Source organism: Ohtaekwangia sp. (assembly GCF_036568665.1).
GTDB lineage: Bacteria > Bacteroidota > Bacteroidia > Cytophagales > Cyclobacteriaceae > Ohtaekwangia.
The window spans coordinates 1-2,201 of the sequence record NZ_DATCSD010000298.1 but is presented as its reverse complement, the minus strand read 5'-3'; the positions used below and the strand labels follow the sequence as shown (position 1 = coordinate 2,201).

Genomic DNA, 2,201 nt, shown 5'->3' with positions numbered 1-2,201 from the left:
GTATTTACTTTTTTTAATAACCGGCAACGCGAACAGTGAAGTTAAAAACGCAACAAATTCGAAGTACGGTATATATCGGTGCATACAACTATCTGCTTTACTTAAACATTAGAGCTAGTAACCACTGGCAGCGCTTGACGCTGTTGTGAGTGTACTGGTAACAACCTCGCTACAGGTTGGAGGACATAGCATACCCTGGTTCTTTACCATGCCGGAAGTAGCGGCTGCATTGGCTGAAGAGAACTCCAGCATAAACAGTTGCTTATCTTTCGGCATATCATTCAACAATATATAGGTAAGCTTCTGATCCTGCCCCTTTTTATAAGGATCTTTCTGTTCCTTCGCGTTGCTGTCTTCATTTACTTTTACATCGGTATTACCAAGTCGCTGCACTGAATAACGTGGATCGAAATCAACCGGAACACTATCGCCTGGCTGCTGTACTGTAGGCACCATGAATAGTGTATGCAGGCTTCTGTAATTCTGTGAGCCATGCTTGGGTCCATTGGAAGGATATACCGCGTAGTAAAAGCGTATACCGAGTTGCTCGGGCTTTACTTTTACCTGCTTGGAGTATTCCTCTATGAGGCATATAAATTTCTTGAGCGTATCGATAGAATACCAGCAGCTTCGCGATGCCTCGAGGTGATTGGCGCGCATATAAGGATCAGCATTTACCAGTGCAGCGTGCGTATGTTCATAGCGCGCAACACCTTCCATAAATTCCTGAACGGTGAGTCCATAAAATTTATCCTGTTTACAATTGTAACAGTTCTCCACTACTACAGGAACAGGATCTTTGCAGCCGAAGAACAAAAATGCGCCCATCAACAGAAGGCAGGCGGAAGCAACGAGTGATTTCATAATACGGATATTTGTTAAGTGGGAAATTGGTTATGATTAAAAATAGGGAGGAAAAGAAAGTATTAAAAGACCCGAAGTATACCGGCCAATCAAAATCACCCTTATATGTGGGTAAATCTCCTGCTATCGCATTATTTACTTTTCACGGTTTTGTATTTATAGTTTAATGCACCGACACCTTCCGTTAAATAACGGTGCTATAAATCGTTGTTCACAAAGGTCTTTTCAGTTGGCCGCACATTGTTAGCGGCTATGCGAACCCCGAATATTGTTACACAAAACGCCAGGCATCTTCCGGAAGACAAATGGCAACCCGTTCGCTAAAATTTATACACAAAAAGACCATTATCATGAACTACATCTTGAAAGGAAAATTATGCGGCTTCTTTTGTAATGATTGTTCAGAACCGCTCGATCGTGTAACGGTACGTTTATACCGGCCTTCTAAAACGGAACATGTTACAATGCTGGCCGTGGCCGATGCCAACCAGACATTTCACCAGGTAAGTGCAGAAGAGTTAAAGGCCAAACAAAAATTACTCATTGCCGAAACAACTACAGACGCCAGCGGTGCTTTTACTTTCCAGCTGGGAGAGAAAGAGAAATATAGCGGTGAAGCTTTTGAAATTGATTTCGTCTGCGGAAATAATTATCACAAACCTGTTCCGCCCAAGAAACTGGAAGAGTTTCAGTTTCATATCACTACACTGCAACCACAGTGGCGCGAGAAGAGAACCGAGAATGAAGTAGTAAACTACTTTGGATGGGAATATTGTATAGCCTCTAAATGGTGGTGCCAGATATTGCGCCTGCTTGACCTGTGGGTGATCTGCGGAAGAGTTGTTGATTGTGAAACAGGTAAAGCAGTAGAAGGTGTACGTGTATTCGCATTTGATGTTGATCTGCTTCAGGATGATGCGTTAGGTTCTGCCTATACGGATGTCAACGGGCATTTTAAAATATTCTATACATCTGCTGATTTCTCCAAGACTATATTTTCATGGCTTAATGTAGAATGGCCCGCTGGTCCGGATATATACTTCCGCATAGAAACGCCCTCCGGATTTATACTCCTGGACGAAAATCGTAACACGGGTCACCGATCCGACAGAACCAATGCTCACAATTGTTTTTGTGTCAAGCTATGCGTGAAGTCAGTACCAATTGACGTTCCCTGGTTTACACACATTGGCAACTATAACATCACTTCAGACATTGATAGTACAGGACTAACAACGCATGATCGTTCTTTCGCGGGAGACACTGGCTTTGGTTTTTTTGGCGCGGTAAAATTGATAGGCTATGCTACTAAAAAAGTCCCTACTGCTCCCGCCATG

General features: G+C 43.0%; 2 protein-coding genes. One reads left to right on the top strand and one right to left on the bottom strand.

Annotation, left to right across the window (positions count from 1 at the left end):
* Window positions 1–114 precede the first annotated feature (114 nt).
* Complete coding sequence (locus VIN08_RS16080; protein WP_331967122.1) at window positions 115–864, bottom strand: hypothetical protein; 750 nt, start codon at window positions 862–864, stop codon at window positions 115–117.
* A 350-nt stretch (window positions 865–1,214) separates the two neighbouring features.
* Here VIN08_RS16080 and VIN08_RS16075 point away from each other — a divergent pair.
* A partial coding sequence (locus VIN08_RS16075; protein WP_331967120.1) for a hypothetical protein occupies window positions 1,215–2,201 on the top strand: 987 nt, incomplete at its 3' end.

Coding starts and splice junctions, on each gene's coding strand:
- VIN08_RS16080 (WP_331967122.1), bottom strand. CDS start 864: ATGAAATCACTCGTTGCTTCCGCCTGCCTTCTGTTGATGGGCGCATTT.